28 protein-coding genes and 2 pseudogenes are annotated in these 23,205 nt (G+C 61.7%); 26 read left to right on the top strand and 4 right to left on the bottom strand.

The features are described from left to right. Positions 1 to 16: 16 nt before the first annotated feature. Positions 17 to 1,060, bottom strand: a complete 1,044-nt coding sequence (locus EGJ22_RS10555; protein ID WP_125920218.1) for a phage portal protein — start codon at positions 1,058 to 1,060, stop codon at positions 17 to 19. Beyond that, positions 1,060 to 2,811 (bottom strand): terminase ATPase subunit family protein, encoded by a 1,752-nt coding sequence (locus EGJ22_RS10550; RefSeq protein ID WP_125920217.1) that lies wholly within the window; start codon positions 2,809 to 2,811, stop codon positions 1,060 to 1,062. Before EGJ22_RS10550 ends, EGJ22_RS10555 begins: the two co-directional genes overlap by 1 nt. A gap of 152 nt (positions 2,812 to 2,963) precedes the next feature. Here EGJ22_RS10550 and EGJ22_RS10545 point away from each other — a divergent pair, with 152 nt between their 5' ends. The 25 genes and pseudogenes from EGJ22_RS10545 to EGJ22_RS10430 all read left to right on the top strand — a co-directional run bounded on the left by EGJ22_RS10545 (position 2,964) and on the right by EGJ22_RS10430 (position 21,744). Beyond that, positions 2,964 to 3,812: a GPO family capsid scaffolding protein gene (locus EGJ22_RS10545; protein ID WP_125920216.1), complete on the top strand. Its 849-nt coding sequence runs from the start codon at positions 2,964 to 2,966 to the stop codon at positions 3,810 to 3,812. Between the two features lie 39 nt (positions 3,813 to 3,851). Next, positions 3,852 to 4,862 (top strand): phage major capsid protein, P2 family, encoded by a 1,011-nt coding sequence (locus EGJ22_RS10540; protein ID WP_063423991.1) that lies wholly within the window; start codon positions 3,852 to 3,854, stop codon positions 4,860 to 4,862. Between the two features lie 2 nt (positions 4,863 to 4,864). After that, positions 4,865 to 5,566: a phage terminase small subunit gene (gpM, locus tag EGJ22_RS10535; protein ID WP_125920215.1), complete on the top strand. Its 702-nt coding sequence runs from the start codon at positions 4,865 to 4,867 to the stop codon at positions 5,564 to 5,566. Between the two features lie 97 nt (positions 5,567 to 5,663). After that, positions 5,664 to 6,140 carry a head completion/stabilization protein gene (locus EGJ22_RS10530; RefSeq protein WP_125920214.1) on the top strand — a complete coding sequence of 159 codons (477 nt, stop codon included), beginning with the start codon at positions 5,664 to 5,666 and terminating at the stop codon, positions 6,138 to 6,140. After that, positions 6,140 to 6,352, top strand: coding sequence for a tail protein X (locus tag EGJ22_RS10525; protein WP_016484479.1), 213 nt, complete (start codon positions 6,140 to 6,142; stop codon positions 6,350 to 6,352). Before EGJ22_RS10530 ends, EGJ22_RS10525 begins: the two co-directional genes overlap by 1 nt. A gap of 33 nt (positions 6,353 to 6,385) precedes the next feature. Continuing rightward, positions 6,386 to 6,703 carry a phage holin, lambda family gene (locus EGJ22_RS10520; protein ID WP_016484478.1) on the top strand — a complete coding sequence of 106 codons (318 nt, stop codon included), beginning with the start codon at positions 6,386 to 6,388 and terminating at the stop codon, positions 6,701 to 6,703. Then, positions 6,700 to 7,533, top strand: a complete 834-nt coding sequence (locus EGJ22_RS10515) for an N-acetylmuramidase family protein (RefSeq protein WP_125920213.1) — start codon at positions 6,700 to 6,702, stop codon at positions 7,531 to 7,533. Before EGJ22_RS10520 ends, EGJ22_RS10515 begins: the two co-directional genes overlap by 4 nt. Next, positions 7,533 to 7,886 (top strand): annotated as a pseudogene (locus EGJ22_RS26485) (LysB family phage lysis regulatory protein); the annotation flags it as partial. The gene EGJ22_RS10515 and the pseudogene EGJ22_RS26485, both read left to right, overlap by 1 nt. Further along, positions 7,810 to 8,076 (top strand): Rz1-like lysis system protein LysC, encoded by a 267-nt coding sequence (gene lysC / locus EGJ22_RS26255; protein WP_218568204.1) that lies wholly within the window; start codon positions 7,810 to 7,812, stop codon positions 8,074 to 8,076. The pseudogene EGJ22_RS26485 and the gene lysC, both read left to right, overlap by 77 nt. Then, the gene (locus tag EGJ22_RS10505; protein ID WP_125920211.1) at positions 8,060 to 8,593 is read left to right on the top strand and encodes a phage tail protein; all 534 of its coding nucleotides are present in this window, start codon (positions 8,060 to 8,062) and stop codon (positions 8,591 to 8,593) included. Before lysC ends, EGJ22_RS10505 begins: the two co-directional genes overlap by 17 nt. After that, a complete protein-coding gene (locus tag EGJ22_RS10500; protein ID WP_125920210.1) occupies positions 8,586 to 9,041 on the top strand; it encodes a phage virion morphogenesis protein in 456 nt (151 codons plus the stop codon). The genes EGJ22_RS10505 and EGJ22_RS10500 overlap by 8 nt, the downstream gene beginning before the upstream one ends. 60 nt (positions 9,042 to 9,101) lie before the next feature. After that, positions 9,102 to 9,676: pseudogene (locus EGJ22_RS10495) on the top strand (phage baseplate assembly protein V). Beyond that, the gene (locus tag EGJ22_RS10490) at positions 9,673 to 10,017 is read left to right on the top strand and encodes a GPW/gp25 family protein (RefSeq protein ID WP_125920209.1); all 345 of its coding nucleotides are present in this window, start codon (positions 9,673 to 9,675) and stop codon (positions 10,015 to 10,017) included. The pseudogene EGJ22_RS10495 and the gene EGJ22_RS10490 overlap by 4 nt, the downstream one beginning before the upstream one ends. After that, a complete protein-coding gene (locus EGJ22_RS10485; RefSeq protein WP_371921042.1) occupies positions 10,014 to 11,027 on the top strand; it encodes a baseplate J/gp47 family protein in 1,014 nt (337 codons plus the stop codon). The genes EGJ22_RS10490 and EGJ22_RS10485 overlap by 4 nt, the downstream gene beginning before the upstream one ends. Continuing rightward, on the top strand, positions 11,024 to 11,836 hold the full coding sequence (locus EGJ22_RS10480) for a phage tail protein I (RefSeq protein ID WP_125920208.1): 813 nt from the start codon (positions 11,024 to 11,026) through the stop codon (positions 11,834 to 11,836). Before EGJ22_RS10485 ends, EGJ22_RS10480 begins: the two co-directional genes overlap by 4 nt. After that, entirely contained in the window at positions 11,833 to 12,711 is an 879-nt protein-coding gene (locus EGJ22_RS10475; protein ID WP_125920207.1) for a phage tail protein, read from the top strand. Before EGJ22_RS10480 ends, EGJ22_RS10475 begins: the two co-directional genes overlap by 4 nt. 6 nt (positions 12,712 to 12,717) lie before the next feature. After that, on the top strand, positions 12,718 to 13,458 hold the full coding sequence (locus tag EGJ22_RS10470; RefSeq protein WP_125920206.1) for a hypothetical protein: 741 nt from the start codon (positions 12,718 to 12,720) through the stop codon (positions 13,456 to 13,458). A gap of 22 nt (positions 13,459 to 13,480) precedes the next feature. After that, positions 13,481 to 13,945 carry a hypothetical protein gene (locus EGJ22_RS10465; RefSeq protein ID WP_125920205.1) on the top strand — a complete coding sequence of 155 codons (465 nt, stop codon included), beginning with the start codon at positions 13,481 to 13,483 and terminating at the stop codon, positions 13,943 to 13,945. 101 nt (positions 13,946 to 14,046) lie between these two features. Further along, the gene (locus EGJ22_RS10460) at positions 14,047 to 15,219 is read left to right on the top strand and encodes a phage tail sheath protein (RefSeq protein ID WP_125920204.1); all 1,173 of its coding nucleotides are present in this window, start codon (positions 14,047 to 14,049) and stop codon (positions 15,217 to 15,219) included. Between the two features lie 14 nt (positions 15,220 to 15,233). After that, on the top strand, positions 15,234 to 15,749 hold the full coding sequence (locus tag EGJ22_RS10455; protein WP_125920203.1) for a phage major tail tube protein: 516 nt from the start codon (positions 15,234 to 15,236) through the stop codon (positions 15,747 to 15,749). A gap of 20 nt (positions 15,750 to 15,769) precedes the next feature. Next, complete coding sequence (locus EGJ22_RS10450) at positions 15,770 to 16,108, top strand: phage tail assembly protein (RefSeq protein ID WP_063424009.1); 339 nt, start codon at positions 15,770 to 15,772, stop codon at positions 16,106 to 16,108. A gap of 8 nt (positions 16,109 to 16,116) precedes the next feature. Continuing rightward, positions 16,117 to 16,236, top strand: coding sequence for a GpE family phage tail protein (locus tag EGJ22_RS10445; RefSeq protein ID WP_125920202.1), 120 nt, complete (start codon positions 16,117 to 16,119; stop codon positions 16,234 to 16,236). Beyond that, a complete protein-coding gene (locus EGJ22_RS10440; RefSeq protein ID WP_125920201.1) occupies positions 16,226 to 20,035 on the top strand; it encodes a phage tail tape measure protein in 3,810 nt (1,269 codons plus the stop codon). The genes EGJ22_RS10445 and EGJ22_RS10440 overlap by 11 nt, the downstream gene beginning before the upstream one ends. A 6-nt stretch (positions 20,036 to 20,041) precedes the next feature. Then, positions 20,042 to 20,482 (top strand): phage tail protein, encoded by a 441-nt coding sequence (locus tag EGJ22_RS10435; RefSeq protein WP_125920200.1) that lies wholly within the window; start codon positions 20,042 to 20,044, stop codon positions 20,480 to 20,482. Between the two features lie 38 nt (positions 20,483 to 20,520). After that, positions 20,521 to 21,744, top strand: coding sequence for a phage late control D family protein (locus EGJ22_RS10430; protein WP_125920223.1), 1,224 nt, complete (start codon positions 20,521 to 20,523; stop codon positions 21,742 to 21,744). Positions 21,745 to 22,028: 284 nt separating this feature from the next. Here EGJ22_RS10430 and EGJ22_RS10425 read toward each other — a convergent pair whose 3' ends face one another. Beyond that, the gene (locus EGJ22_RS10425) at positions 22,029 to 22,499 is read right to left on the bottom strand and encodes a hypothetical protein (RefSeq protein WP_125920199.1); all 471 of its coding nucleotides are present in this window, start codon (positions 22,497 to 22,499) and stop codon (positions 22,029 to 22,031) included. Positions 22,500 to 22,579: 80 nt separating this feature from the next. Then, on the bottom strand, positions 22,580 to 22,903 hold the full coding sequence (locus tag EGJ22_RS10420) for a helix-turn-helix domain-containing protein (protein WP_125920198.1): 324 nt from the start codon (positions 22,901 to 22,903) through the stop codon (positions 22,580 to 22,582). 85 nt (positions 22,904 to 22,988) lie between these two features. Between EGJ22_RS10420 and EGJ22_RS10415 the strand changes: the two genes are divergently transcribed. Then, a complete protein-coding gene (locus EGJ22_RS10415; RefSeq protein ID WP_125920222.1) occupies positions 22,989 to 23,189 on the top strand; it encodes a DNA-binding protein in 201 nt (66 codons plus the stop codon). Positions 23,190 to 23,205 lie beyond the last annotated feature (16 nt).

Below are 23,205 nucleotides of genomic sequence, written 5' to 3'. Positions count from 1 at the left end.
TTCTGTTCTCGGCGTATCAGTTCGCGTTGCCGGCGGGAACCTCATACGGCTGGAAACGGATCACCTCTTCACCCAACCATTCATTGATCTGCAACAGCCTGGCCTGCTCTGGCTCCAACTCGTTCATGGCCCAGACCTGAGTGGCGTCACGAACCGAGCCGAAGCCGCCCGCGTTCTGCGGAACCACGCCCATCAGTTGAGGCGGTATACGCAGCATCGCTAGCTGGTCGTCGCGACTGATGTTCTTGATCGCGCCGAAGTCATCCTTTGCTGCCACCTCGCTGATCGGGATCAGCTGAATGCCGTCCTTCTTGCCGTTGGGCGCGTACATGAACAGGTTGCGGAAGTTGCCCGGGCCCTTGCTGCTCTTCATCGCCATTCGCAGGTCGTCGACAAAGTCTTCGTTCTGGGCGGCATCGGTCATGTACAGGATGAACCCCGCATGACTGCCGTTCTGGTAGTACTTGCGCCGAAACAGCGTGGCTGCCTCATTCAGCAGCGCGGCCTGGAGCGCCGGCAGCCACTCGGGTAGGCCGTACACCTCCTGGTTGATATCTGCCACGCGCAGGTGGCAAATGCTGCCCGGCCGGAATTCGTGCTCATCTCGCCAGCCGCGCACCTGGTAGTAGGTCTGCAGATCGGAGCCACGGCGCATGTACTTGGCCAAGCATGGCCGAAGGCCGAGGGTATCGCGGAGCATGTTGTCACGCTTCTCCAGGTACAGGTTGCCCGACCAGCCCAGGTCCATGACGATCTGCTCGAAGGCCTGGCGGTTCAGCAACCTGTGGGGCCTGAAAGTCCTGGCCAGTGCGTTGCGCTTGAAGATCAGGCCAGACTGCAGGTAGACGCTCGCCTTAGATGACCGGGCCAAGCCGTCCAACGACACTGGCGGCTCATACCAGCGGCCATTGTCGTAACACTCCAGGTAATCCAGGATCTCCCGACCGTCCAGGACCGGTACCGGGTCGCCAAAGGTAAACGCTTCGGCCCGGGCGCTGGGGTTGGCGAGCAGCTCACCCGCGGGCGCCGGCAAGGCGCCGGCCTGATCGATGTTGCCCATCAGAAGATCTCCATGATGCGTGTGTTGGTTGCGGTCTGTCCTTCGAGCGGCTCGTTGTGCAGCGCGTGGAAGAGCGCCCAGGCCAGGTCGGCGTGGCCAGTGGCCTCATTCCGGCCCGCGGTGTATGTGAATTGGCGACCACCGGGGGTGATGGTCTTGCGAATGGCCATCAGCGACTGGGCAATGTCGGTTGCGCCGGCATCGAATTGCAGGCGGCCCTTGCTGATTACGTCCCAGGCCTTCATGACTAGGCGTGTTTTGACCTCGGGGTTGTAGCTGAAGGTGCGCAACGCCGGGAAGAACTGGCGCACCAGCTGCGCGACGGCGCTGCCCATGCCGGTGGTATCAATGCCGATGTAAGCCACGTTGTAGCGTTTGGTGATCTGGCGAATGGTCTCGGCCTGGGAATTGAAGTCCATCCCACGGAACTGGTGTTTCTCCAGGACGAAGAACTTCCCTCCCGGCACCAGTGGCGGGGCCACCACCACCAGGCCGGCCGAGTCGCCGGTCTCCGCCGGATCGTAGCCCACCCATACCGGACGTTCACCGTAGGGCCTGGCAGCAAACGGGCTGTAGCCTGGCCAATCCCAGCTTTCCACCATGCACGGCTGCAACATGCTCAGCGGGAAAATGCTCTGCCCATCATCCACGAACTGGCACATGAGCAAGTTCTGGAAGGCGGCAGCATCGTACTCAAGCTTCAGTTCATCTAGGTCGAATAGGTCGCAGCCCCTGGCTTCGGCGTCCATGATCGTGACGATCTGCCGCCAGATCTTGTCCTCGCAGAGCCGTCCCTGCTGCAGCGCCTCATGAGTCACATCCAGCTGGATGTGCTGGGCGGTAGGTTTGCCCTTGTTGATCCGCTCACCGGTCCACCAGGTGTATGCCGGGTGAGCCATGCTGCTCGGCGTCGAGAAATAGGTCTTGCGCCACTTCTTGTGCAGCGCCATGCCCGAGGCGACTTTGTTGATCTCGGCGAAGCCGTGCACCCAGAAGAATTCGTCGAAGTAGAAGTTGCCTGATCGGCCCTGGGCGGTGCGGAAGTTGGTGCCTAGGAAGTGCAGCTCGGCGTTGTTCCAGAGCACGATGGGGTCGCCGGTAAGCTTGATGCCCAAGACCTCATTGAGGAATGCCTGCATGTACGTCTTGAATTGGTGGGCCTGGGCCTTGCTGGCCGACAGGAAAATCTGGTTGCGGCCGGTCGTGATTGCATCAATCAGCGCTTCCCGGGCGAAGTAGAACGTGGCGCCGATCTGCCGGCTTTTGAGGACCATCCGGGTACGCTGGTTACCCGCGCGGTACCAGTCGAGCTGGTAATCGAAACAGCTGTCTCGGAACGCCTCGACCAGCTGCTCGATCTGCTCCTCGTCCAGCTCGTTGCGCTTGGGCTGCTTCTTCGGCCCTTCGTTGCGCTTGGCGATGTTCGGGTTGAGGTCGGTTTCGGTACCGCCGCCCTGGTAGCGCTGAATACGTGCCTGCCGCTCCAGCTGGCGGTGCAGGAGATCGATCTCCTTGAAATCGCCGCTGGTCTTGCCGTCCTTGAGGATCAGCTGCACCAACCGCGCCTCCAGCGCGCCGCCGATACGCTCGACGTTGTCCGCCCTATCCCATTCGTCTCGGGCCTTCCAGCTGTGGACGGTTTTCTCTTTCTCGTCCAGGTAAGCGGCGATATCGGTGATGCGCCAACCCGTCCAGTACATGAACTTGGCTTGGCGGCGCGGATCGAGTGTGGGTTGGGCGGTAGTGTTCATGGCGCCGATGCTGCCGCTCGCGCGCGTATTCACCCACTGGCGCCCACTGTAGCCGTGAGGCCTACAAGTGCAGCACGTTGCCGCTGGTGTCCCGGCTGCGGACCATGCCCCTCATCGCAAGGCACAACGCCACCGCACTGAGGACTGCCCACATGGCCGCAAGCAACGCCCCCGCCAAGAACTACCGCTCCGACTGGTTCCGCATCTTCGTCGAGGGCGCAACCACTGACGGCCGCACCATCGAGCGCTCCTGGATCGAGCAGATGGCCGCGACCTATGACCCGAAAACCTACGGCGCCCGCCTCAATTGTGAGCACATCCGCGGCCTGGGCCCGGACAGCCTGTTCGGTTCGTTTGGCGATGTGCTGGCCTTGAAGGCCGAAGAGGTCGAGATCGGCGGCGAGAAGAAGCTCGCCCTCTACGGGAAGATCGAGCCAACCGCGAGCCTGATCGAACTGAACAAGAAGGGCCAAAAGATCTACACCTCGGCAGAGGTTCAGCTCAACTTTGCCGAGTCGGGCAAGGCCTACCTGGTCGGCCTGGCGGTCACTGACAGCCCGGCCAGCCTGGGTACTGAAGCCCTCAAGTTCAGTACGCAGAGCGGCTTGGCCGCTCGAAAGCAGCACCAGGATAACCTTTTCAGCGCCGCTGAAGAGGTCTCCCTCAAATTCGAGGAAGTCGTCGAAACCCCATCCATGTTCGCGGCATTGCGCGACAAGGTCGGCGAACTACTCGGCAAGAGCAAGGACAAGGAAGGCAAGGATGCCGCCAGCTTTACCGCCCTGGGCGAGCTTATCGAACAGATCGCAACCCATGGCGCCGAGCAGGCCGAAGCCTTCACCGCGGAGAAGAACGCCCGCCAGAAGCTACAGGCCGACCACGACAAGCTTTCCAAGGACTTCAACGAGCTGGTCAAGCGCCTGGGCGAAACCGAAGACCACTCCCAGACGCAACGCCCACCAGTGAACGGTGGCGACGGGCAGATCCAGGCCGAGTACTGATCCCCGTAGCCCCACAAACCACCAGTTCGGAGACCCACCATGCAGAAAGCAACCCGAATCGCCTTCAATGGCTACCTGACCAACCAGGCCAAAATCAACGATGTCAGCTCGGTGACCGAGACTTACACCGTGGCACCGAACCCTGCGCAGAAGCTGGAGACTGCGATTCAGGAATCCAGCGCGTTCCTGAAAAAGATCAACATCATCGGCGTGGACGAAGCGGAGGGCGAAGCCATCCTGCTAGGCGTGAATGGCCCGACCGCAGGCCGGACTGCCACTGGTTCTGGCAAACGCCGTCAACCTCGTGACGTTGCAGCGCTCACCGCTGACACCTACGCCTGCAAGAAAACCAACTTCGATACCGCCACCCCTTACGCACGGCTCGACGCCTGGGCGAAGTTCAAAGACTTCCAGACCCGCTTGTCTGGCTCGATCGCTCAGCAGCAAGGCCTGGACCGCATCATGATCGGTTTCAACGGCACCAGTGCGGCGGCTGACACTGACCTGACAGCTAACCCGCTGCTCCAGGATGTCAACGTCGGTTGGCTGCAGAAGATGCGTGAGCGCGCTCCAGAGCGCGTCATCGATGAAGGCAAGGTGGCCGGCAAGGTAACCATCGGCGCTACTGGCGACTACAAGACCCTCGACGCCTTGGTGTTCGACGCCATCCAGCTGCTCGACCCATGGCATCGCAAGCGCTCCGACCTGGTCGTAATCGTTGACCACGCTCTGCTGCACGAAAAGCAGCTCAAGGCACTGGAAAATGGTGCTGCTTCCAACCAGGAAGCCAACGCAGCGGACGACATCATTGCTAAAACTCGCCTGGGTGGCCTGCCGATCGAGTACGACGCCCCGTTCTTCATCGAGGGCGGTGTCTGGGTAGGCCCTTTGTCCAACCTGTCGATCTACTACCAGAACGAGAAGCGCCGTCGTCATGTGCGCGATGAGCCGGACGCCGACCAGATCGCCGACTACCAGTCGTCGAACGAGGCGTATGTCGTGGAAGACTTCGGCGCCTGCGCCCTGGTCGAGAACATCGAGAAGGTCTAACCATGTCTCTGACCCTCGCCCAACGTACCCGACTGCGCAAGCTGGCCGCCAAGGACGCGGCCGCCACTGCGCCGGCGGCCATGATGGAAGGTTTGACCAGCTATGAGCTGATGCTCGCAAAGCTGCAGCAGGACCAGCTGCGCCTCAAACAAGTGCAGTCGAAGCAGGCCAAGGCCAGGCTCAAGAACATTCTGTTGCCCGATTACGTCCCGTATGTCGTCGGCATTCTTGAGGCTGGCCAAGGCGCACATGATGACGTGCTGACCACCGTGATGATCTGGCGCTTCGATGCTGGTGATTTCCCGGGTGGCCTGGACATCGCCGAGTATGTGCTGAAGCACAACCTGCCAACCCCGAACCGCTTTTCCCGCACCACGGGCTGCCTGATCGCCGAAGAAGTCGCCACGGCCGCGCTCAACGCGCAGAAGGCCGGCGGCACTTTCCCTGTGGACGACCTGCTCCGCACCGCCTTGCTCACGGAAGAGCAGGACATGCCAGACGAAGCCCGGGCCAAGCTCAAACTTGCACTGGCTCGGGCAACCCTGCTGGGCCTCGACGAGAGTAACCCGGGCCCGCCTGGCCAAGTGGCGGCTGGCGTAGAGCTGCTGCAGGAAGCCATCAAGCTCGACAACAACTGCGGCGGAAAGAAAGACCTGGAGCGCGCAGAGCGCCTCCTCAAGAAACTCGCTGGCCCTGCCAGCTAACCGAGCGTCCCACGCAACCCGGCGGCTCGGCGCGGATCAGTGGCCATTGGCTCAGCTGTGAAGCCCCGACCACCGCCGACCTATTCAGAGCACGACCATGAGCGGATTCATTGCCGGCGGCTTGGTACCGAGCGAGTCGGTACCGGGCATCCACATCAACAGCGACCCCTTCTGGCCGTCCATCGACCTGGACAAGCTGCGGCAAACCCTGCGCATTGATTCCAGCGTCACCCCTGCCCGTCTCGAAACCGCCGTAGTCGCAGCGATCATCAGCGTCAATCGAGACCTGGCCAAGTGGCGGTTCGCCAGACAGGCCGAGGGCTTCACTACCCTGGCCACCGTCCCAGGCGACGAGTTCCTCAGCGACGTTGAGCGCACACACCTATACGTCCGCGCTGTCGAGTGTGCCGCCGGCGCCGAGGTCTGCGAGCGGTACCGCGGTTACGACACTACCGCCAGCGGCAGTAAGAACGCCGACGAATCGGCGCCGACCATCGATGACTACCGCCGCGATCAACGCTGGGCCATCCGTGACTTCCTGGGCAGATCGCGCACCACCGTGGAGCTGCTGTGATGGCTGAGCAGAAGCGAACCCAGCAAAACGACACTGTCGATGCACTGTGCTGGCGTCACTACGGCCGAACTGCTGGGGTGGCCGAAGCCGTCCTCGATGCAAATCCTGGCCTGGCCAGCCACGGCCCGGTGCTGCCCGCCGGTCTTCTGGTCACGCTGCCCGATATCCAGACGACTGCGCCCGAACGCCAGACGGTGAGCCTATGGGACTGACCGTACACACCACTTCACCAAGGAAGGAAAAAAATGCCTGACCGCCCCGAGAGTTGGGCTTGGCTCGCTGCCTGGCTCGAACACAACTGGCCCGCCGTGTACGCCGGCGGCCTTGCCATCGTCATCGCAGCCCTTCGGGTGATCTATGGCGGTGGCGGAATCCGCCGAGTGGCGGTTGAGGCCCCGCTGTGCGGTGCCCTGGCGCTTTCGGCTAGCCATGGACTGTCCTTGATCGGCATTCCGATCAGCGCAGCCCCGTTCTTCGGCGGCGTCATCGGCTTGCTGGGCGTCGAGTTCACCCGCGCCACCGCGAAGAAGTTCTTCACACGCAAAGAGGAAACCGCCACATGATCACACTTCGTCACGGCGATCGCTCTCAAGCAGTTCGCGACCTACAGCGCAAGCTGAATGCCAAGGGCGCCAAGCTTGGGACCGATGGCGACTACGGTGACGCCACCGAAGACGCTGTACGCGCCTACCAGCTCAAGGCCGGCCTGGTATCGGATGGGGTGGCCGGGCCAAAAACTCAGGCCAGCCTGATGGGACTGGACGTCCGGAAGCTGCTGAAACACTCGGACCTGGTCAAAGCCTCCCAGCGGCTTGGCATCCCAGTAGCCGCGGTCTATGCCTTGAACGAGGTTGAATCCCAAGGTTGCGGATTCTTCGACAACGGCAAACCAGTCATCCTGTTTGAGCGCCACGTGATGTACGAACGCCTGCAGGTGGCACGGGATCCGGCAGATGACCAGGAGCAACTGCAACTGCGCGCAGCCGACCTGGCCAAGCAGGTGCCTAACCTGATCAACCCCAAGGCCGGCGGTTATATCGGAGGCACTGCTGAGCATCAGCGCCTCGCCCAGGCGAGCCAGTTCGACGAACAAGCCGCGCTGGAGTCGGCCAGTTGGGGTGGCTTCCAGGTGATGGGCTACCACTGGAAAAGGCTCGGCTACTCCAGCGTCCAAGACTTTGTGACAGCCATGAAACGCAGCGAAGCGGACCAGCTGGACGCCTTCGTGCGGTTTATCGAGACCGACCAGGTGCTGCACAAGGCGCTCAAAGCGCTGAAGTGGGCGACGGTAGCCAAGCTCTATAACGGCCCCAACTACCAGCGAAACCTGTATGACGTGAAGCTTCAACGTTCCTTCGAGCGCCACCAGGACCGTGCGCTGGTGGCGGCGTAATGAACTACAGCGGCGTAACACTGACCGTCGCCATCGCGCTCGGCTTGTGGGGTTGGGGTCAGCAGAGAATGCTCACGACCTCCCAAGAAAACGCGCAGCGCCTGGAAGAGCAGCGTGATCGAGCCCAAGGTGATGCGGACCGAAACCTCGCCAACACCACCGAACTCATAGCCACCCTGACAGCCGTTCGTGACGGCCAAGTCAAGCTGCTGACGCTCCAGGGCGAGCTGCGCACAGGCTTGGCGAAGCGCGAGCAGCAGATCGAGGACCTCAAGCATGAAATCAAGGAACTGCAGGAATGGGCTGACCGGCCTTTGCCTGATGCTGCTCGCCGGCTGCGGCAGCGCCCCGCCATCACCGGCGCCGACGCTTACCATCAATGGTTGTCCAGTGGTGGTGCCGTGCACCCTGCAAGCGACGTCCCCGAGCCGCAACGGCCAGTTGCTGACTGATCAGGAGCGCACCGAACTAGCCTGGGCCGAATGTGCCGCCCAGGTCGACCTCGTTTACCAGCACCAGGTGACCCATGGACAAGCCAAATAGCCTTCGCGAGCATCTGCTCGCAGCAGTACCAGGACTGAAGAACAACCCCGAGCGCCTGATCATGTTTGTCGATGCCGGCAAGGTGAGGTGCACTGCGGCCGCAAGCCTGTCCTTCGAATATGGTTACACCTTGCAGATCATGCTGACCGACTTCGCCGGCGACCCTGACAGCGTCATGCTGCCGATCCTGGGCTGGGTGCGGGTCAACCAGTCAGATTTGATGGAGAATCTGAACAAGTCAGCCGAAGGCATCAAGTTCGAGGCCGACATACTGGATGGCTCGAAAGTCGACATGAGCATCACACTTCCGCTGACCGAACGGGTGGTGGTGAAGCGCCAAGGCAATGGAACGTATCAGGTTGCCCACGCTCCCGAACTGCCTTATGAGCCTTTCGAAGAACACGGACCAATTAGCCTGTATGCGGGTGGCGAACTTGTGGCGGAGTGGCAGCCACCGGCCCCGGCAGAGACCATGGCTCTTCCCGCCATGCACCCACGGCGTCCAACACATGGCTAGCCTCAACGACCTGGAGGACTTCGCCGGTCCACTGCTGCAGCGGCTTGAGCCAGCCGGCCGCATCAAACTGGCCCGCACCCTCGCGAAACAGCTGCGCCGGCAGCAGCAGACGCGGATCGCAAGCCAGCGGAATCCCGACGGCACCCCATTTGCCCCGCGACGGCCCCACAAACTGCGCGAGAAGGTCGGCCGCGTGAAGGCCAAGGCCAAAATGTTCCAGAAGCTACGCCGAGCGACCTACCTGAAGGCCAGCGGCGATGCAAAAGGCATCGGGGTCGGTTTCTCCGGACGGATTGGCCGCATAGCCCGCGTGCACCAATACGGCTTGCGCGACCGAATCGCCCCTCGCGGGCCAACGGCCCAGTACGAAGAACGTCAGTTGCTGGGCGTCAGCAGCGCGGATCTGGAAAGCCTCAAGGACGCCATTCTCGCCCACCTCAGCCTGTAGGCCCCCGTGTTACAAGCGCAGCGTGCTGCGCTTGCGCGTGCGTGGCGCGACCATCGCGCCATGAACTCAATCGCCGAAATCAGCCGTCTACTCGAAAACCTGGTGCGCCTTGGCACGATTGCCGAGGTGCAGCACGCGCCGCCGCGCGTAAAGGTTCGGACTGGCGGCATTCTGACTACCTGGTTGCCCTGCTCGCCCCGCGAGCTGGTGCCGACAGGGATTGGGATCCGCCCACAGTAAACGAGCAGGTGATCCTGCTGTCCCCCAGCGGACAACTGGCCAACGGCATCGCGATCACCGGCTTGTTCAGTGACCAGATCCCGGCCAACGGCGATCGCGCAGGCCTCAAGCGCCGAACCTACACCGATGGCGCTGTGGTCGAGTACGACAGCGTCGCCCATCACCTGCGCGCGATTCTGCCGGCTGGTGGCACGTCCGAAGTCATCAGCGACGGCGGGATCCGCATCGTCGGGGACATCGTGCATGAGGGGAACTACACCCAGACCGGCAACCAGAAAGTCACCGGCAAGGTTGAGGTATCGATCGACGTCGTCGCCGCAGGCATCAGCCTGGTCCAGCACCCACACGCGGGGGTAATGCCTGGACCAGGTCAGACCGGGAAGCCAGTGAAATGAACAGACACACCGGCGAGGCAATCTCGGAAGAGGCCCACATTGCCCAGTCCATCGTGGACATCCTGACAACTCGAATCGGTACACGGGTAATGCGCCGCGACTACGGCAGCCTTGTCCCCGAACTGATCGACCAGCCCCTCAATGCGGCCAACCGCCTGCGGCTCTACGCCGCTTCGGCCGTGGCGATCATGCAGTGGGAGCCCCGAATCACTTTGGCCGTCGTGCGCCTGGACGTCGATTCTCTGTCGGGTAGCGCCACGCTGGAGATCGAGGCGAAGCAAAACGACACCAATGCGCCCTTGAACATTCGAACGCCGATCCAGCTGGGGGCTGCCCAATGACCGCCACCCGCATGATCGACCTGAGCCTACTGCCCCCGCCAGATGTCGTGGAGATGCTCGACTACGAAGCGCTCCTGGTCACACGCAAGGCCCAGTACCTCAGCAGCTACCCCGCAGCCGAGCAGCCAGCTATCGCAGCACGGCTTGCCTTGAAGTCGGACCCAGTTACCAAGCTGCTCGAGGAGAGCACTTACCGCGAACTCGTACTCCGGCAGCGCGTGAATGATGCGGCCCAAGCCAGCCTTCTGGCGTATGCCGCGGGCGCTGATCTGGAAAACCGCGCGGCGGACTACGGCGTGCAAAAGCTGACCCTGCGCCCGGCAGACCCTGACGCTGTGCCGCCCGTGTCTGCGGTCATGGAAAGCGACGAAGCCCTGCGGTACCGCACCAGGTTGTCGCTTGAGGCCCTTTCCAGCGCCGGAAGTCGCGGGGCGTATGAGTTTCATGGGTTGAGTGCTTCCGCCAACATCGCCAGCGTGTCAGTGGATTCCCCCCGATTCAGCGGCGTGGCGGTGCCCGCTGAGCTGAAAGCCCTGCTCCCGGCCGGCGCCATTGTGCTGGTGTGCGATTACACCGCCGGCCTGACCGATCCCTTGCCGGGCGACGTATCCCTGGCCGTCCTGCCCCGGGTTGATAGCCAAGAAACTCCAGAGGATCTGGTCGCCAAGGTCCAAGCAGGCCTTTCCGCTGAGAGCGTACGGCCCGTTACCGATCGGCCCCGGGCGCAGTTGGGCCAGCCGGTCAACTTCGAAGTGCTGGCCATCTTGGAACTGGAGGCGGGCCCAGAGTCTTCTGTGGTCAAAGCTGCATCCCGGGCAAGCCTGGACAAAGCTATCGCTGCTGCCAGGGACTTGGAGGGTCAGCTGTCGCTGTCAGCAATTTATGCGGCCTTGCATGTGCAAGGTGTACGCCGGGTGGACCTTCAGAAACCCACCGCTGAAATCGTGTGCGACAAACGTCACTACCCCGAGTGCGTGTCCATCTCCCTCAGCACGAAGGTGGTCGCATGAGCCTTCTGCCATCAAATTCCACGCTCCTGGAGCGAGTGTTAGAAGCTGCCCGGGACCAAGACCTCGATGCAGACGTTATCCGTGGCGTCGCTGACTCAGCGCGCTGCCCGGCGAACTTCCTGCCCTGGCTGGCCTGGGCACTGAAGGTTGAAGGCTGGGAAGCCGCCTACACCGACGACCAGCGCCGGGAGCTGATCAGCGAGGCAATACCGGTACATCGGACCAAGGGCACGGTCGGCGCGATCCGGCGGGTGCTCAAGGCTGTGCGGGTCAACGCGGACTTCAAAGAGTGGCACCAGATCCCCAACGCGGCGCCCTATACGTTCCGGGTCACGGCCTGGGCTAACGAAAACCGGCCGGGCGAAGGTTCGATCATCTCGCCGCAACTGGAGCAACGCCTGCGTGCCCTGGTCGACGCGGCCAAGAACGAGCGAAGCCACTACACCTTCCGACTTGGCGCCCGGTTCGATGGCGGCCTGGTCGCGGCCGGGGCCAGTCAGGGCCAGATGCTGCACCGCAAAACGGTGGAGCCTGCGCCCGTTCCGGTTGATCCATCGGCGCAAGCCCTGCAGCTCGCCAACACCGGCCAGGTGCGTGCGCTGCACCGGCAAACGATGGACGCGCCGGTCGTGCCGATCCCGCTCTCTACGCAAGCGCTGCAGCTGGCCAGTGCTTCCCAACTGTGCGCGGTGATCAAGGGTTACGCCGAGGCGCAGCCCGTCCCTATCCATGCTGAGGCGCCCATCTTGGTCGCCAATTCGATCCGTACCCGTATCGTCGTGCGGGGCACGATGGAGGCTGTTTTATGAGTACCCCTTTACAACCGGTGATCACCAAGAAAGGTCTGGCTGGAGTCTGGAATGCCACCAGCACAGGCCTCTCTGCCGAGATCACCCACATCGCGCTCGGTACGTCGGGTTACACCCCGACCAATGAGCAAACCAGCTTGCGCGCCCAGGTGGCCAAGTACCCGATTGCCGGCGGCGAGCGGCTGAGCGACAGCTTAATTCATGTCACTGCCATTGCTGATGGCCCGGCAGCGTTCTGGGTGCGGGAAATCGGCTTTCTGTTGGCCGACGGCACGCTGCTGGCGGTCTGGTCGCATGCGACTGATGCGCTGACCTACAAGCCGGCCAATACCGACTTGCTGCTGGCCTACGACTTGTCCTTGACGGCGCTGCCGGCGAATAGCGTCACCATCGTCAGCAGCCCTGCAGGCTTGAACCTGTCCCTGGCGGCGCCATTGGCTGCCATGGCCAGTGCCCTCGTCGGTGAACAACTGCGCAGCCTGCAGCAGCAAGATCAAATCACCGATCTGGCCCGACAGCAGCAGAGCACCGCCGAGCAGATGACACGCCAAGTGGCCAGCCTCACCGAGCGTTTGGGCACTGCCGAGTACCGGAATGCACTCGACCATGAGGGGGCGCTGGCTGTTGGCATTCGCGCGGTCGAGGCCGCGCTGAGCGAGCAACTGCGCAGTCTGGACCTGCAAGACCAGATCACCTTGCTCACCCGACAGTTGCGACTGGTGATCGAGCAAGGCGACTGGCGAGACGTGCGCCTGGCAACAGCTGAGCGCCGCCATGAAGTCGACCACGACGGTCTGCGCAGCATGGGTATTGCTGCTGCAGAAGCCACCATTTCCACCCAAACCCAACTGACCAAACTGATCCACGGAGCATAAGATCCTATGAGTCTCGAAACCGAAATTGCAGCCCTCACCAGTAAGGCCACAGCGCTGCTCGATTACTTCACCACCTTCAGAACTGCGGCCGCGAAGGCAATTGCCGATGCGGTAAGCGCTGCACCTGCCATCTCGCGTACCTTCTACATCAACCCGCTGACCGGCGACGACAACGCGCTGGGCAATGCGGACACCCCATTCAAGACTCTCGCCCGAGCCATTGCGGCAACGCCGAGTGGTGGTGTGGGTGACTTCATCCTCCAGGGCGACTACACCCACGGCGAGGCAGCGTCCGTAGGCAGCCGTCGCATCATCGTTCGCGGTGACAATGTGGATGCCAACACCCGGAAACTCACCCTGAACGAGTACCTGGGTGCAAACGGCATGAAGCGGTTCGGCGGTTTTCAGGTGAACATGGGCGGATCGCTGGACTTCGCCGATATGACCGTCTCGCTGCCCGATTCTGCGGGTGGGCTGTCGGCGGCCCAGGACGCTTACTACTCGATGACGTATGCCGGCGGCAGCAAGCTGCCAGGTTTCATTCCAATCAAGTTCTACAACGTGGCGTTTGCCTTGCGTGGCACGTTCACCGGCAAGATCGTTGGCTCTGGCCTCCCTTGCGTGTCGCTGAGTGCGGTGAACTGCACCATTCCTGCAGCGCTTGAAGGGTACCTGGTTCAGGGCGTGGCAGCGGGCAAGGATCCAAACACCATCCCTTGGCTGACAACCAACATCACCAAGCTTTAACCCTTCTGACTCTGAGGTCATCATGCGTAAAGACAATCTGAACGTTACGTTCAACGGCAACAACTACACCGGCTTCGAGAAATACGAAGCGTTGCCGCTTGGGGCCGCGCTGCTGTACGCGGCCCAGCAGATCGACGAAGCGGCCGACAGCGCCCGCGTCGCCGTGGTCGGTAACTCGCTGCGAGTTGTCGAGTACCAGCTGGCCGAGCAAGAGGCCCAGGCCTTCCAGGCGGCTGGCTTCGAGAGCGCTGTGCCTGCCACTGTGCAGGCCTGGGTCGATGCCGCCGGCCTGGATCCGCAAGCCGCAGCCGAAAACATCCTGGCCGAGGCAGCCGCCTGGAAAGGTGCGCTGTCCACCATCCGCGCTGCCCGCCTGAAGGGCAAGCAGGAGGCGCTCAAGGCAACCAGTCACGCCGAGGCCGAGGCCGTTGCTGATGCGGCGATCTTCGCGATCAACGCAAGCGTGGTCGGGGTCGGCAACGCCTAAAGATCCTGTAGGGTCGCTCAGTACAAGCCCTGTTCATCGCTTCACCTCGTCGCGCGCGGCAGCCTGTGCAGTGTCATCCCACCACTGCACAGGCACCTACCATGGCCGGCGAATATCACCACGGCGTGCGTGTCCTCGAAATCAACGAGGGCACCAGGCCGATCCGCACCGTTTCCACCGCCGTTGTCGGCGTCGTCTGCACCGCAGAAGATGCCGATGCGACGATGTTCCCCCTCAACACCCCCGTGCTGCTGACCAACGTCCAGAGCGCAATCGCGAAAGCCGGCACCAAGGGCACCCTGGCGTCCACCCTGCAAGCTATCGCGGACCAGACCAAGCCCCTCACCATCGTCGTCCGCGTTGCGACCGGCACAACGGCTGCCGAGACCACCAGCAACATCATTGGCGGCACCAATGCCTCGGGCAAGTACACCGGCATGAAGGCGCTGCTGGCCGCCCAGTCTCAACTGAAGGTCAAGCCGCGGATCCTCGGTGTGCCAGGCCTGGACAGCCTGCCTGTGGCCACTGCACTGGTCTCGATCGCTCAGCAGCTGCGTGGTTTTGCGTATCTCAGCGCCTACGGCTGCAAGACCAAGGAAGAAGCCACCGCCTACCGGGAGAACTTCGGCGCCCGCGAAGCCATGGTGATCTGGCCAGACTTCCTGCAATGGAGCACCACCACCAACGCCACCGTTACCGCACCGGCCGTAGCCCGTGCCCTGGGACTGCGGGCGAAGCTGGACCAAGAGGTCGGCTGGCACAAAACCCTGTCCAACATTCCGGTCGACGGCGTGACCGGTATCAGTGCCGACGTTTTCTGGGACCTGCAGAACCCCGCCACCGATGCGAACTACCTCAACGGCAACGAGGTGACCACCCTCATCAACGAGAGCGGTTTCCGCTTCTGGGGTAGCCGCACCTGCACTGACGACCCGCTGTTCGCCTTCGAAAACTACACCCGTACGGCCCAGGTACTGGCTGACAGCATTGCCGACGCACACCTGTGGGCGATGGACAAACCCATGCACAGCTCTCTGGTGCGGGACATCCTGGAAGGCATCAACGCCAAGTTCCGCGAGCTGGTCGCCGGCGGTTACATCCTCGGTGGCAGCGCCTGGTACGACGAGGAAGCCAACAGCGCCACCACGCTTAAGGAAGGCAAGCTCTTCATCGATTACGACTACACGCCTGTGCCGCCGTTGGAAGACCTGACGCTGCGCCAGCGCATCACTGACCGCTACCTGGCGAACTTCGCCAGCAGCATCAATAGCTGACGGAGACCGCTGCTATGGCAATGCCACGCAAGCTCAAGAACATGAACCTCTTCAACGACGGCAACAGCTACTTGGGCGTATGCAAGTCCGTCACCCTCCCCGTCCTGGCCCGGAAAATGGAGGCCTACCGCGGTGGCGGCATGAACGGTACCGCCAAGGCAGATCTGGGCCTGTCCGACGACGGCCTGCAGCTGGAGTGGAAGCTGGGCGGGTTCGACCTCATCGCGATGCGCCAGTTTGGCGCCGTAAAGGCTGACGGAGTGCTGCTGCGCTTCACCGGGACCTACCAGCAGGACGATACCGGCGAATACGCCAGTGTCGAGGTGGTAGTCCGTGGCCGTCACGAAACCATCGACATGGGCGAAGCCACGCCTGGTGAGGACACCGAGCATTCGATCACCTCTCCCCTCACGTACTACAAGCTCACCGTCAACGGTGAGGTCATCATCGAGATCGACATCCTCAACTTCATCGAAATCGTCAACGGCGTCGACCTGCTCGCTGAGCAACGCCGCGCCCTCGGCATCTGAACCTGGTAACCGGAGTCATCATGGAAAAAGTTAACGAAGCAACCATCGAAGTCGAAGCCAAGGCCGCTGCCTTGGGCGAGAACACCGTCGAACTGGACACCCCGGTCAAACGTGGCAACACCGTCATCGACACCGTGACCCTGCGCAAGCCAAGTTCCGGCGAGCTGCGCGGCCTGCACCTGGCCGAGCTGCTGAACTGGGATGTGGCCAGCCTCATCAAGCTGCTGCCACGGATCTGTGAGCTGAACGCCCAGGAAGTGGCCCAGCTGGACCCTGCTGACCTGGTTGCCCTGGGCGGCAAGGTCACCGGTTTTTTGCTGCAGAAGCAGACGAAGAAGGACGCATCCCTGGTTGCGTAGAAGACGCCATGGCCGACCTGGCCGTGGTTTTCCACTGGACGCCAGCCGACATGGACCGGCTGCCCGTCCGAGATTTGATGGATTGGCGCGAGCGAGCGCGGGTTAGGAGCAGCAACGATGGCAAATGATCTACGGCTGAGATTGCTACTGGACACCGTGGACAAAGCCACCGCTCCGCTGCGACAGATCAACAAGGGCGGACAGGAGACCGCCCGCGCGCTCAAAGCGACGCGCGATCGCCTGAAAGAGCTGAATGCTCAGCAGAAGGACGTCGGCGCCTGGCGTCAGCAGAACGCCCAGGCACGCCAGACAGCCCAGGCCTTGGATGCCGCTCGGGCCAAGGTGAAGGAAATGGGCCGGGCGATGTCAGCAGTGAACGCCCCGACCAAACAGATGACGGCCGAATTTCAGGCCGCCATCCGCGCCACCAATGAGCTCAAACAGCAGCAGAAGGCCGAGCAGGAGACGTTGCGAGGCCTCCAACGGCGGCTCGGTGAAGCCGGGATTGATACCCGAAAGCTGAACCAGCACAACGCCGCCCTTCGCCAGCAAATGGCCCAAACCAACAACACCATTGAGCAGCAGGAGGCCCAGCTGAAGCGGCTGGCGGCTGCCCAGCGGAAAGCTGCCGAGGCCAAAGGCCGGCTGGAGAAAGCACAAGACCGAGCCGGCAAGATGGCAGGAGCAGGTGCGGCAGGCCTCGCCGCCGGCGCTGGCATGGCAGTGGCCGGTGCCGCGATCCTTGCACCGCAACTTGAAGTTGCACACCAGGGATCCAGGATCGCCGCCCAGTCCGGTGAATCTGCGGACCAGGGCAAGCAGTACAGTGAAATCATCCGCAACATACGGGCAGATGGCCAGAGTTCGGACATTGCCGAAATCGGCGATGCCGTGTCAGCAGCCAAGAGCACCCTGGGCGCACTGGGCAGCCTGGGAGACCAGGAGCTGGACAGCGCGGCGCGGAAGGCGCTGGATCTATCCAAAGTGATGGAGCTGGATGTCGGTGAAAGCATCCAGATGGTCGGCATCCTGATGAAAAACGGCCTGGTCAGCAGCAGCGATCAGGCGTTCGACCTGGTCGCGGCCGGCCTGCAGAAGGTCTCCACGCAAATGCGTGGTGAGATTCCCGAAATCCTGCACGAATACTCCACCCACTTCCGTGGGATGGGGTTCACTGGATCCGAGGCCATGAGCCTGCTGGTCGAGATGTCCAAGCAAGGCAAGTTCGCCCTGGACAAGACAGGGGATGCCATCAAAGAGTTCTCGATCCGCGGCTCTGACATGTCGAAAGCGAGCCAGGAAGCGTACAAATCCATTGGCCTCAATGCTACGAAGATGTCCTCTGCCATCGCAAAAGGTGGCCCCTCTGCCCGTGACGCTCTGACCAAGACGGCCAGTGCACTGCTACGCATTAAAGATCCGGCCGAGCGAGCCAATGCCGCGATCGCGCTATTCGGTACGCCGGTGGAAGATCTTGCCGTCGACCAGATCCCTGACTTTTTGAAGGCACTGGCAGGCGGAACAACCGCCCTAGGCGACATCACCGGCGCGGCCGACAAGATGGGTAGGACATTCCGGGACAACCTGAGTGGTGACCTGGACAAGCTCACCGGGACCTGGAGCGCGATGATCGGCTCGCTCATGGACGGGCAAAACGGCCCGCTTCGCGATCTCGTCCAGACCATCACCGGCATAGTCGGCGCGGCACGCGCTTGGATCGAGGCGAACCCGGAGCTTGCAGCCAGCCTGGCCAAAGGCGCGGCAGCCGTGGCTGTTCTGGTCACTGGCATGGGTGCCTTGACCATAGCCATGGCGAGCCTTCTCGGCCCGTTTGCGTTGGCCAGATACGGGATGGCGATGTTCGCCATCAAGGGCGGCGCCATCCTGCCGGTGGTGGGCAAGCTGATTGGTGTCCTGTCTGGCGCACTACTGACCGCCATCCGGGGTGTGTCCATTGCCTTGTGGGGGCTTGCCGCCAACCCTGCAACCATGGCGATCGCAGCTGCTGTAGTAGCGATTGCCGGGGCCGGTTACTTGCTCTACCAGAACTGGGACCAGGTGAAGGCCTACTTCTCGACTGCCTGGGCTGAGATCAAAGCCGGCTTCAGCGGTGGAGTTGCCGGGATTCTCACGGTCCTGGCCAATTTCAGCCCGATCGGGCTGATCTACCAAGCCTTCGCCGGGGTGCTGAGTTACCTGGGCATCGACCTGCCGTCACGCTTCACCGAGTTCGGCGGCATGATCGTCAACGGCCTGGTCAACGGACTGACGGCAGGGCTGGGCGCGGTGAAGGATGCGGTTTCCAGCATCGGTAGCTCGGCCATTGGCTGGTTCAAGGAAAAGCTCGGGATCCACAGTCCTTCCCGGGTATTTGCTGAACTGGGTGGCTTCACCACCGAAGGGCTCGCTCAAGGCCTGAACAACGGTGCCCAGCAACCTATCGACGCGGTCACGAAGATGGGGCAGCAGCTGAGTAAGGCGGGTTCGTTTGACCTGAAAGCCGCGGCGCTCCAGGTGGACAACGTCAATCCAACCGCCAAGGAGTTTGCTCGCGTGCAGCCCCCGCTGGCAGGTGCCGGTTTGCCGAGTCAGTTTGCAGCGATTCCGCAAGGGCTGACCGCCAGTACTGATTCACTCCGCGAAGCACTCAAGAGCACCAAGGTGGCGCAGGCCCCAGCGATCGAAGCCCAGGCAAAAGTGTCGCGGCCTTCTGTGCCCTTGCCGCTATCGGTCGAGGCTCCGATCGTTACATCTACAGCGGACGCCCCCGCATTGCAGGCCGATACGGCTCCACTGATTGCAGCGCTTACGGGTATGAGCCGCACCCTTGCCCAGGAGGATGATGGAAAACCGCTGGTGCGACCGCCAGTCTCCCACCCACTTGTGATGGCAGCCTCGCCGACTGCACCAGGTGAGCCTGTTGGTGGCCCGGCGCCCGCCCCTAATGAGTTGATCGCCGCTCTAACTGGTATCAATCGCATCCTGCTCAAGGGTAACGAGAACACCCCAGCGGTGCCGAAAACTCCCGTGGTTCAGCCCATCGCTGTGGGGGCGCCACCGATCGAGCCAAGCACCAGAGGCCCGATTCAGGAGACCGAACCGAGCTGGGTGATCGCCGCACTTACCACGATAGGACGCACGCTCGTTCGAGGTTTGGACACTTCCAGGCCAGAAGCACCGCAACAGTTGGTCACCGAGCAACACACCGGCGGTGGCTCACATGACGCGCTCAAAGCCATTGTTTACAAGGCGCCTACTAATGCCGACTCGGAGGACGCCGGCCTCACCGCTTTGAGCCGTATGTTGGACAAAACTCGGGGCGTCGAGGCCAAGCCGGTAGCCCAGCAGACGCCAGTGGCACAGGTGACGGCTGCAGGCGAGGCTGGGGATGCCACAAACGCCAGTTCCAGTATTGGTGATGGCCTGCGCGCGCTGACAAGCGCCCTTACGCCGCGAAATCTGTGGCCGGCCCCGGGCCGCGAAGCCCCACTACTGCCAGCCACCCAACCAACCAGTACGGTGCAGCAGTCCTATCCCGACCCGGTGCCAGGACTATCAGCCAACCTTGCCCTGGGCCTGACAGTTGGTACCAAGTCACTGGTCGGCGCGCTGACCGCCGTTACGCTGCAACTAGCTCACGCCGGCGGCGTTGATGCGCGTCCAGTGGTACCGCAAATCCCGACAGTACAGGCTGCGAGTGCTGATCCGCAGTCAATCGTCCCGGTTACGGTAACCGTGGACCGCCGTCCGCCGATCGCGGCGACGCCACCCGTCACATATGACAGCCACGACGTCTATCACATCTCGATTCCGACCAGCCCTGGAATGGATGCTCAAGCCATTGCGCGAGCAGTCAGCGCCGAACTGGATCGCCGAGAGCGATCGAAATCTGCGCGTCAGCGCAGCAGCCTGACCGATCTGGAGTAAAACCACATGATGCTTGCCCTGGGCATGTTCATTTTCAGTCTGCCTACACTGGCGTATCAGCAGCTGCAGCGCCAAACCGACTGGCGCCATGCCGCGAACTCACGCATCGGCGCACAACCTGCGCGCCAGTTTCTCGGCCGAGGGGAAGACGACTTCACTCTACCTGGCGTGCTGCTGCCCGAGCTGGCCGGGTCGATGATGAGCCTTGACGAGATCCGGGCCATGGCGAACACCGGCAAAGCCTGGGCTCTGGTCGAGGGCACCGGCAGGGTCTACGGGCTGTTTGTCATCGAGAGCCTCAGCGAAACACGATCCCTGTTCTTCCAGGACGGCACCGCACGCCGCATCGAGTTCAGCCTGACGCTCAAGCGGGTCGATGACGGCCGAGTCGACCTGATGGGGGCTGTCGTCGCGACGTCATCCAATATTCTGAGGGCGCTGCTGTGACCGGACTGGACCAACTGACCGGGTACCTAACCGATGCGATGCAGGGACTGCAGCGTGACAGCGCGTACGGCGTGCCCGCATTCCGCTTGACCGTTGATGGTAAGGACATCGCCAGGCTCATCAGTCCACGGTTGATGTCACTTGAACTCACCGACAACCGCGGTCTGGAGGCTGATCAGTTGAGCATTACCCTCAGCGACCACGACGGCCTGCTGGAGATTCCCCCGAAGGGCGCCGTAGTGAAGCTGTGGCTGGGCTGGAGCGACACAGGACTTGTCGATAAAGGCTCCTACACGGTCGACGAAACCGAGCACAGCGGTGCTCCCGACATCCTCAGCATCCGGGCTCGATCCGCAGACCTGCGTGGGTCTCTGAAAACCAAACGTGAACGCAGCTGGAGCGAAGTCACGCTGGGCGCAGTCCTCACCGAGATCGCCAGCGCGTATGGGCTCACACCGAAAATTGCAGCAGAGGTCGCAGCACGCGCAGTGAAGCATCTCGACCAGGCCAACGAGTCGGATGCCAACATGCTCACGCGCCTGGGCGAGTTGCACGACGCGGTTATCAGTGTGAAAGCCGGCTGCCTCATCTGCCTGCAGGCCGGCGGAGGAAAGACAGCCGGTGGCGTAGCTTTGCCACACATTACGCTGACCAGGTCGGATGGTGATGGTCATCGCTTCCTGCAGGCCGATCGGGATAGCTACGATTCAGTGAAGGCCTATTACTACGACGTCGGCAGCACCAAAAAGCAGGAAGCCATTGCCGGCGGCGGCGAGAAGGTCAAGGAACTGCGCCACACCTACAGCGATCGTGACTCGGCCCTGCGAGCAGCACGCTCCGAACTCAACCGCCTGCAGCGAGGGAGCGCGACCCTCAGTTACACCTTGGCCAAAGGTCGTGCAGACCTTATCCCAGAGCTGACCTACAGCCTGCTAGGCGTCAAAAGTGAGATCGACGCCATCGTCTGGTACGGGGGGAATGTTCAGCACAGCCTCACGGCAGACAACGGCTACACCACCAGCCTGGAGCTGGAAAGCAAATTGCCGGAAGACTCCGTTGATGGGCTGTACGAAGAGGAAAAAGGCGGAATATACACGGGGGTGGTGGCGTTCTATCGCGACAAGGCCACCGGCAAAGAGGCTTCGGTGACAGCTGGCGACGCAACTCGACCGAAGCGGATCAAACGTGTCTTTGATAACAAGGAAGCTGCGCAGAAAGCAGCAGATCGGGAATGGGAAAAGCTGAAGGCCAGCACGCAATGAAACAGCCCCGGGGTTAGAGGTCCGGGGCCGTGGTCACGTCAGGTGACGTCCTGCTTTTCGAACGCTTCAAGAATCATCGCGATGTGCCGGCGCTGTTCCTCGCTTCTACGACAGAACAGCCATACAACACGAAACAGGTCCTTTAAACTTGGGCACTTGCGATCCAGCATAGAAACTCCATTTCAAGCGCTCGACGCCACCATGGCATCGTATTTAACGCTCGGGAGTCACCTATTTTCTGCATGACGCGACGTGCCACCAGCCCACTTGCTGGCCAAGTGGCACTATTTTTGTGTAACGAACCGTTCGGCAAAGTCTGCTCGCGATTTTTTGTTGTCGAATGGCTGGATGAAACCTTCTCGCCAGTTGGACGGATTGGTAGCCAAATCGGAAAGGCTGATCTCATAGTGCTGTTCGACTTGAGATCTGGTCACATCCAGAGTTTGAATGGAGCCTGCTCTAGGCACCTTGAAAATCAGCCGCTGAATCGTAGGTAAGTCCCGGAAAACCCGTACCGAATCGATCGCGAAAACCTTGTTCGCTTTATCCCCATTCTCAAAGTAATCCGGTTGCCGGTCCGGCTTTTTGAACTCAACCCTTCCTGTTGACCCCGACTCTTCCGCAGACTTGATAACAGAGGGAGAGAAGACCCGCTCAACCTTGTCACTGAACTCTCCAGCCCAGGTATTCCCTACCGCGAGCGCAACCAGAAGCGCCCCAGTGCCACGCAATACAGCACGTCCGAACCTATTCATTCCTTGGATTCCACACCTTCGCAGCCGCCGGACTGCGAGCGGCTCAGAAGCTCGGGCCGGCGCCCGCCTATCCTGTTCAGTTACTTGCGAAACGTAGCCAGCGCTTCGCTGACGGAGTTGATGGTCGCGCGGGCTTCGGTGGACATGAGGCGATACCTTTCAACCAGGAGACTCTCCTCCGCAGAAAGATTCCCGTGCGCCTGGGGTTGGCGTTGTCCGGACACGACATACAGAACGTCCACACCTATCTCAGCAACAGCTGCTAGGTAGCTCGCATCAGGGCTTCTTTCGCCCTTCTCGTAGTTGATCTGCGTGGTTTTCCCCACGCCGCCCACCCGAGCTAAGTCCGTCTGGCTAAAGCCCAGGCGCGACCTTTCTTCCTTCAGCCGATAGCCAATGGCCATTTTTTTAAACCTTAGGCATTGACTGGTCCAATTTATTGAACCATCATCACCGCTACATGAACACGTTTGAACACAGATGAACACTATGCCCGCCCCCCTTACGCTGGATCAAGCACGAGAAAAGCTCGATCGAGCCGGCATCTCCATCGCCGAGTTCTGTCGCAAGCACGACCTCAACAAGAACCTGGTCAGCGATCTCCTCAACGGTCGCAAAAAAGGCCGGTTCGGAGAGGCCCACCGGGCTGCTGTTTTGCTCGGTATCAAGATCGGCGAGATCGAAAAATAGCCATCCCTGGCCCAAG

It is taken from the genome of Pseudomonas sp. p99-361, from assembly GCF_003935475.1.
GTDB classification, from domain to species: Bacteria; Pseudomonadota; Gammaproteobacteria; order Pseudomonadales; family Pseudomonadaceae; genus Aquipseudomonas; species Aquipseudomonas juntendi.
The sequence above is the reverse complement of the archived record's forward strand: the minus strand, read 5'-3'. Positions and strand labels throughout refer to the sequence as shown.